This window comes from Virgibacillus sp. AGTR (assembly GCF_016919725.2).
Taxonomy (GTDB): Bacteria; Bacillota; Bacilli; order Bacillales; family Amphibacillaceae; genus Virgibacillus; species Virgibacillus salarius.
In genome coordinates, this window is record NZ_JAJERH010000004.1 from 151,374 (window position 1) to 157,889 (window position 6,516).

The 6,516-nt window shown below is 44.1% G+C and carries 8 protein-coding genes; 5 read left to right on the forward strand and 3 right to left on the reverse strand.

Going from position 1 to position 6,516, the window contains the following annotated elements; translation table 11 throughout:
• Positions 1-147 precede the first annotated feature (147 nt).
• The 3 genes from JUJ52_RS03420 to JUJ52_RS03430 form a co-directional block, all read right to left on the reverse strand.
• Complete coding sequence (locus JUJ52_RS03420; RefSeq protein ID WP_228088779.1) at positions 148-2,649, reverse strand: DNA topoisomerase; 2,502 nt, start codon at positions 2,647-2,649, stop codon at positions 148-150.
• A gap of 161 nt (positions 2,650-2,810) precedes the next feature.
• The gene (locus tag JUJ52_RS03425) at positions 2,811-3,875 is read right to left on the reverse strand and encodes a hypothetical protein (protein WP_228088780.1); all 1,065 of its coding nucleotides are present in this window, start codon (positions 3,873-3,875) and stop codon (positions 2,811-2,813) included.
• A gap of 41 nt (positions 3,876-3,916) precedes the next feature.
• Positions 3,917-4,339, reverse strand: coding sequence for a hypothetical protein (locus JUJ52_RS03430; protein WP_228088781.1), 423 nt, complete (start codon positions 4,337-4,339; stop codon positions 3,917-3,919).
• Positions 4,340-4,621: 282 nt separating this feature from the next.
• On the opposite strand from JUJ52_RS03430, the gene JUJ52_RS03435 reads away from it, so the two are divergent.
• The 5 genes from JUJ52_RS03435 to JUJ52_RS03455 all read left to right on the forward strand — a co-directional run bounded on the left by JUJ52_RS03435 (position 4,622) and on the right by JUJ52_RS03455 (position 6,419).
• Positions 4,622-4,810, forward strand: a complete 189-nt coding sequence (locus JUJ52_RS03435) for a hypothetical protein (RefSeq protein ID WP_228088782.1) — start codon at positions 4,622-4,624, stop codon at positions 4,808-4,810.
• Between the two features lie 66 nt (positions 4,811-4,876).
• Positions 4,877-5,260: a hypothetical protein gene (locus JUJ52_RS03440; RefSeq protein WP_228088783.1), complete on the forward strand. Its 384-nt coding sequence runs from the start codon at positions 4,877-4,879 to the stop codon at positions 5,258-5,260.
• Between the two features lie 191 nt (positions 5,261-5,451).
• On the forward strand, positions 5,452-5,643 hold the full coding sequence (locus tag JUJ52_RS03445; protein ID WP_228088784.1) for a hypothetical protein: 192 nt from the start codon (positions 5,452-5,454) through the stop codon (positions 5,641-5,643).
• Positions 5,644-5,710: 67 nt separating this feature from the next.
• Positions 5,711-5,866: a hypothetical protein gene (locus JUJ52_RS03450; RefSeq protein WP_228088785.1), complete on the forward strand. Its 156-nt coding sequence runs from the start codon at positions 5,711-5,713 to the stop codon at positions 5,864-5,866.
• A 130-nt stretch (positions 5,867-5,996) separates the two neighbouring features.
• Positions 5,997-6,419, forward strand: a complete 423-nt coding sequence (locus JUJ52_RS03455; protein ID WP_228088786.1) for a hypothetical protein — start codon at positions 5,997-5,999, stop codon at positions 6,417-6,419.
• The last annotated feature ends 97 nt before the right edge of the window (positions 6,420-6,516 follow it).

Consider the following 6,516-nt stretch of genomic DNA (forward strand, 5'->3'; position numbering starts at 1 on the left):
TTGCCATCGAATGACAGTAATAGGTCTACGACTGTCCTTATGAACCGTTTGCCATCGATAGAAAGCGCCGAGATGTCTAGTTGGTAGACACCTACTCGAAAGAGTAGGTGTCTCTTTTTGCGCGACCTGGAAAAATAGGTAGGCCGATTAACCGAAATCGGCTTCAAGCCCCCAGAACTTCTTACCTTTAAATTCTTTTAACTCAAGAGATACATTACAAGTGAAGTTTTTACCTTTCTTACTTTTCGCTGTGATCATCACCTTCCCGCCGGCACGCAGATCCTGTATCTCTTGTTTGGTGAGTTTATAACCCGAGAATTCCGGTTTGAACGGTGCATTTTCACGCGTGTATTCGTTTGGGTCCTTACGTGGTTCGAAATGTGGCTCAATTCCCCAGCTCTTGTTACCCTTATATTCCCTCATCTCGAACGTGACACCCACTTCAAACGGTTTCTTCGTCTTCTTGCTTGTGGCTTTGATTTTTATCTTTTCTCCAGCACGTAACTTTTTCTCATCTTCTTTTGTGAATGTGTATCCGGACCACATTTTCGGGAATGGTGCATTCTCACGGGTATAACTCTCCGCTTTTTTGCGCTGGAAACCCCAAAACGGTTTGCCGTTATACACGCCTTGTCCAAGCGAACCCTCGACATGGTGCGTTTTTCCGGTTTTTTGGCTTTTCACCTGAATCATAATCGTCTCGCCATTTAATAGTTTTTCGATTTCTTCGGATGTGAACGCATGGTCTCCCCACACTTTATTAAAACGGATTTTCTCCCCTGTCGGTTTATAGACACCTTCTGTCTTCGGTTTCGGCTGTGCCTTCTGCATCGATGCGTCCGGTGCGCCGACTTTCTGTTTCAACCTCTCGGCATTACGATAAAACACCTCTTTATCATGCTTGATGACCTTCGTTGCAGTATCAAGCACCGCATGAGGTTTCACTTTGAAATCACCAACATCTTTCATCGCCTTGAACAGTTTCTCTGTAACACCCGGATCGCCAATATGTGAACCTTCGAGTAAGGCTGCCGCAATCTCCCCAGTTTTTGTCAGGTCGAGTTTCCCTTTTTTATCCGTCAAGAGAGCTGTTTTTCCATTAGTAACTTCACTTAGTGTACTAACACGCGTCGCACCGGTTCCCACTTCGTATTTGCTCAACTGTTTTTCCAACCACTTGTGAGACGGGTGCGGTGGTTTTTTGTTCACCCCTTCCGCTACAATCGGTGAACCATTCTGTCCCAGCCCGGAGCTTGTATCATCGTCTTTGTCCTCATCGGCCGTCTCTTTATCCGCATCGAAAATTGCTTTAAATCCCTGGTCGATTGGCACGCTCACAGTCGTCGTAAATGCTGGATGTTTCGCTATGTGCCCTTTAATACTGTCATAGACGTAATTTTCCCCAAACATGGCTAAGAAGTTTTTTGCAAGTGTCTCATAGATGGCTTTTGCGCTCGTCCCGTATTTTGAAAGATCATCCAACGATTTCGGGATAACTGTTCCCGGCCGGTTTGCCCCGTGCGCCCCGCCTTCTTTGACGTGCGTTTTTCTCGGTTTTCGGTGAGTGAGTAATGACGTATCCGCCCCAACAACACTTGCAATCTTATCGACAAGCGGAAGCATTTCGTTGAATTGTTCCGTCGAGATAAACTTATCCTCGGTACGCGGATAACTCACGATTTTTGCTTCATACAATTTCTGATAGGTCGCAAGCACCTCTTTAGATTTATAGCCCTTGGCACCTAAGATAGAAGCGAGTCCCCCGAGGTCAAGTAATTTACCTGGCGCTGTCTCTTTTTTTGTTTTCGAGTCCTGCACAACGACAGACGGACCGTAATTCATTTTATCTTTCTCTGCATCTGCTTTGGTTTCAAAACGCCAACTATCCTTATCTTCATCAAATTTCCGAGCGAAGACGTTGCCATTTTCGTCTTTGTATTTCACTTCAAAATACGGCTTTTTCTTGTAGGCTTTGACCAATGCCAACTGATCGGCAACGAGCTTCGTCATAACAGATTTCAGACGACCCTGTCGGACGACCGCGTTGTACCCCTTTGAGCGGGCAGCATGTGTGGCTAAACGTGTCAACTGCATCGAAACGAAATCCCATCGACTCCTAACGTCAGCCTTCACGTACTCCCCGTCTTTGTCGTAAGCCGGCAAATCTTGAATATTTTTAAAACCTTTCTGGAGTTCTTTTTCGCTTTCGTCAATAAAGTACATACGTTTAACGGGACCGCTCCAGCCAATCGCCTGAATAACCTCCCACCCGATGAGTTGTCCCTCTCCCGATGGGTCCTTATCCGTCGCGATGACGATGGCGCTCACGTTCTTCGCTGCCTTCTTCACATCCTGAATGGCACCGGCTTTCGAGGTCACTTTCCCTGTCTTCATGTTTTTCGACTTTTGCGCCTGCTTCTTCCAATTAAGCTGAGAGACATCCCACGGCATCGTTCCCGGCTCCCATGATTGGAAGTCCTTTTTCTCACTCTCTCCAACCATTTCATGAGGTTCTACGAACTCTAACATGTGGCCAAACAAAGTCTGTACTTTATAGGCTTGTCCATTATACATGCCGGTCATTCCGCCTAGCGCTTTCGCAAAATTCTTCGCGGCACTTGGTTTCTCTGCTAATAGTAAGTACGTCATAAGTATCTAACCTCTCCTCTATTATTCTAGTTATTGTAACTTGCATGCTTTCCCGCACTTCTTACAATAAGGTTTATATCCCGCCATCTTAGGCGACCGTGAAACAGGAGCATGACAGCATAAAGAACGCTGGGTAGTCTTATCATCATGACGCATACCTCTTACCCCTTTCGCTGCTGCATTTGTCTCATGCGCTCCTGTCTCGCGAGCGTCTTTTGGCGTTTTTTCTCTGCGTGAATATAGTCAGTAATGATCACGTCTGTTTCAGCGAGCGCTCCCCGGTTTTCTTCGAGGACCCGAACAAACTCCCTGACATCTCTCGGTAATCCACCATTCAAGAGACCCATACGGTCAAGCAGGATTACGGTCTGCATGATGGCATTACGCTCGGCATGCGCTCGAAACATCTGTTCCTGCTCGTTTAATTTATCGAGAACCCGACCCATGTTCATATTGAGCATACCAATCCGTTCAGCAGTCTGATAGTCCCGTTCAGACTCGGACGATTTCCCCGAAGCGTACTCCTCGGACGTGTAAGCGACGAATAGAAGTACGTAGATGTCCAGTTCATCATTTGCTGGTCCCAAATGCGTCTCGGGGTCAAATCCCTTATCAAATACAGGGTGATGTAAGGCAACCCATTGCTTGGCAAACTGAACGTGCGTCCCCTCGACATCTCGGAGCGAATCATACAAAAGGTATCGGAACAGGGATGATTTAGTCGTAAATACCCGATTGTTCTCCGTGATTTTATACTCACCCCACGGAAACGAAACAACGGCCCCGATATGCTTTTCTTTCAAACGCTTCTGTACAGCCCATAACAACGGTTCTGGAATCCCTGCTACCTGAGTTTTTTTGATATTCTTACTCAACCCCACTGGACGCTCCCCTCCGACATGCTCGAAAATACCGGGCATCGTCTTGAATCGCTTCCAGTCAATCGATGATACCGTTCCGCTTTCCGCCACGGCTGTTGTGACGGGAGAAGATGCATCTTCTTCGCCATGATAATGTGAAAGCAACGATTCCTCTTGCTCCGATACGCTACCAGATGGCTTCGGTTTATTGGAAGATGATCCGCCGCTGTGTTTCGAGTTTTCGGAATATGCTTTCTGCGCGGGTTTTGACGGCTCCGCCTCTTTTGATTTGTCTGTTTTTTCTTTGTAACCGCGAATGCCGGCCAATTCTGCCTCGATGTCTAAATCAAATTCGAAATCTGACATATATTTTTTCACCTCTCTTTCGCTCTATCAACTAATGCGAGCTACGACAGCTCACCATCTTCCTTTTCTACTAAATAGTTGTCACCACGAATGATACCGAGCATCGCGTCAAATCCATTCACTACGGATTTTTCCAGGTGTTCGTTGCTCACAACTAGGTTCTGAATGGCATCGACCATTTGATTCAGACGCTGAATTTCGGCTGTCGGCAATTCATAATCCTGATTCCGCCATTTGACGTAGTGGTACATTGCCGTAATTAAAAACTCCGTCTGCTCCATCCCAAAACGATCCGACCAATAAACGAGAAAATTGTGATCCTCTGGATACATGCGCATATTGTGACGTCCAGTCTTTTTAGACCGAAGTGTCGCCTGCTTTTTTTGCTTAGACACACTGTCCGAAGGCTTCTTCTGGGTCGGTAATGACACAACCTCTTTTGTTGCACTGGTATTTCCAGCCATAGGTGATCACCTCTTTTTGTTATAAATGGCAATATTTGTAATTATATACTATTTTACAATGAAAACGCTGGATGTACAATATTTTAACTTGATTACATTTAGCTTGTCATGTAACAAAACAACATAAGATCAAGCTTCGACATCAGGAATAAAGACCAGTCCCGGCAAGCCGGGCGATATAAAGACTGAAATAAATTAAAAGAAATGATAAACCTTGCGGTGGCGAGCACCGCCAGGAAAACGGATGAAGAAGAAAAATATAAATTATAGGAGTGGATAAAAATGAAAAAGAATAAAACAGTAGAAACAGTGGAAGTACGTAGTTCTATTAATGATAACGTGGTGGTAAGTTTTGAACATACAAGTGACGACTCTGCGAACATCGTCACTGCAGGATTTGCTAAAATCTGCAACATGTTAAACATTAACCGCGTACAAGCAGAAAGTCATTATTACGTGACAAAAGGTTAATCCGATAGCGATGTATAAATCATACATCGCTATTTTTTTCTGAATTTACGATAAGGAGTGACTATCATGCCGAAAAAGAAAATTCTATACCCACTCATCAAAGAAACAACCTATTATCCGAGCGACAACGAATACTATAAGAGTCAAGGACTCGCCGGCAAGCCCGATAAGGTCAAAAACTCCCTAATGATGTATGACGGATATGTCGATCAAAATGTCAACTATGTCGAGAACCGGGTATTCAACGAAACCCTTACCTATACAGGGTACGGGAGAGGGCGATCGAGCGCTGTCTTCTACTTCAAAGATTCAACCGGAGCGACCTATCAGATGTTCATGACCGATATGGACGCGCTACTATCATCCAAAGACCTGATAGACGGAAAAGTCACAGGGACATGGAAGTACTGCAAGCGTGGCAAAAATTTCGGGATTAAACTCGCTTATTAAACAGAGCGAATCAAGCGGAGCTTACGAGCTCCGTTTTTTTTACTGTGACTTAAAAACATGGCGGTGATAATTCACCGCCCGAGAAAACGGGTGAAGAAGGCTAAACAGCCAAATCATGCAACATTTGCGGTGATCACTAGCGTCAGTAAAAGACATGAAACCAAAACACAACATAGAACGGATGATAAAACATGGACGGATTACAAGCAATGACAAAATTATCAACTATAACAGAAGAAATTAATGCATTGCAAAAAGTCATATCAAGGATGGAACTCGATAGAGATTTTCGAAATGAATGCAGTACCCTCACTCTTTTAAAGGAACGACTCGAAAAAGAAAAAACAAACTTAGAGAGCAAACTGCAGTCCATTACATTTTAAGAACTAAAGCGGTGTTCTAGCACCGCCGGTAAAAGAAGTGAAGATGAAAACAGAAAGGGTGAATTGTATGACCGCAACCGTGTATGACCGACTGATGCATCAAGCCAAAGGTCGTCGTCCTGAATCCCGCCACAACAAGCGCGAGAACAAGCAAACGACCAAACTGCAAAACTTTCTGGAAACCGTCAATAAACAAACTAACCACTCAAACCACGCAGTGTAACCACTGCCGGTAAATCAAATGAAGATGAAGGTCTTCGAATCTATCAAAGTATTAAAGTATTAAACCATGCGGTGAGCACTACCGCCAGTAAAAAATATGAATTCAACTAAAACTAAGGGAGAGATTTATCATGGCAAAGAAAAAATTTAACGAATTAACTGAAAAAGGTCAAAAACAACGTTTAGAAAAATACCAAAAGGAACGCGAAGCTCGCGGGACACAAGAAACCCTAGCCCGTCTAGTAAGACCAGCAAGCATTAAAGACATTAAGGGTGATAACAAATTAGCTGTCTTCCGTTTTGCCGCTTACGACAAAGAAACAGAAGAAACAAACTTCTTTACAGCCAGCGCGTTCATCGCTAAAGGTAAAGAAAAATTAGAGAAATTCTACGCAGGTCTTACAACAGGACAACTGGTTGCTGTAGAATACAAACAGAACAAAGGCTATACAAACATCTATAACCTAATGGATCGCTCTTACGCGGACAACCGTAACAATTCCGGTGCGAGTAAATCCAAGCAGGAAGAACCGGAAGCAGAACTAGAAGTATAAACAACTAAAAAACCGACTCTTAACTGGAGGCCACTGAAAATCTTATGATTTTTCAGTGAAACTTGAAGTTTGTTATAAAAAAGACGACTCAAATTCT

Bases quoted from the DNA above. Each gene is read 5' to 3' on its own strand.
- JUJ52_RS03420 (WP_228088779.1), bottom strand. From the start codon at position 2,649: ATGACGTACTTACTATTAGCAGAGAAACCAAGTGCCGCGAAGAATTTT.
- JUJ52_RS03425 (WP_228088780.1), bottom strand. From the start codon at position 3,875: ATGTCAGATTTCGAATTTGATTTAGACATCGAGGCAGAATTGGCCGGC.
- JUJ52_RS03430 (WP_228088781.1), bottom strand. From the start codon at position 4,339: ATGGCTGGAAATACCAGTGCAACAAAAGAGGTTGTGTCATTACCGACC.
- JUJ52_RS03435 (WP_228088782.1), top strand. From the start codon at position 4,622: ATGAAAAAGAATAAAACAGTAGAAACAGTGGAAGTACGTAGTTCTATT.
- JUJ52_RS03440 (WP_228088783.1), top strand. From the start codon at position 4,877: ATGCCGAAAAAGAAAATTCTATACCCACTCATCAAAGAAACAACCTAT.
- JUJ52_RS03445 (WP_228088784.1), top strand. From the start codon at position 5,452: ATGGACGGATTACAAGCAATGACAAAATTATCAACTATAACAGAAGAA.
- JUJ52_RS03450 (WP_228088785.1), top strand. From the start codon at position 5,711: ATGACCGCAACCGTGTATGACCGACTGATGCATCAAGCCAAAGGTCGT.
- JUJ52_RS03455 (WP_228088786.1), top strand. From the start codon at position 5,997: ATGGCAAAGAAAAAATTTAACGAATTAACTGAAAAAGGTCAAAAACAA.